1 protein-coding gene is annotated in these 403 nt (G+C 56.3%); it reads left to right on the forward strand.

Features of this window, described 5'->3' with window-relative positions; genetic code table 11:
• Window positions 1-20: 20 nt before the first annotated feature.
• On the forward strand, window positions 21-403 hold a 383-nt coding region (locus E0L35_RS25850), incomplete at its 3' end, for a 4-hydroxythreonine-4-phosphate dehydrogenase PdxA (RefSeq protein WP_171051247.1).

Consider the following 403-nt stretch of genomic DNA (forward strand, 5'->3'; position numbering starts at 1 on the left):
GTTAAAATCCTGAGCAACTAATGGTTAAAACCCAACGTGTTGTGATCACTCCCGGCGAGCCCGCCGGGATTGGCCCGGACTTAGTTGTCCAGCTTGCACAGCGTGAGTGGCCGGTCGAACTGGTTGTTTGTGCCGATGCCACTCTCCTTACCGACCGGGCAGCGATGCTCGGTTTGCCGCTCACCCTCCGCCCTTATTCCCCCAACTCCCCTGCACAACCGCAAACTACGGGCACATTAACGCTACTTCCTGTCACGCTACGTGAATCTGTCACTGCGGGGCAGTTAGCGATTGAAAATGGACATTACGTGGTGGAGACGCTGGCGCGAGCGTGTGATGGCTGTCTGAACGGTGAATTTGCTGCGCTGATCACAGGCCCCGTGCATAAAGGCGTCATTAACGA

This window comes from Halomonas sp. ATBC28, from assembly GCF_005937175.1.
GTDB lineage: Bacteria > Pseudomonadota > Gammaproteobacteria > Pseudomonadales > Halomonadaceae > Vreelandella > Vreelandella titanicae.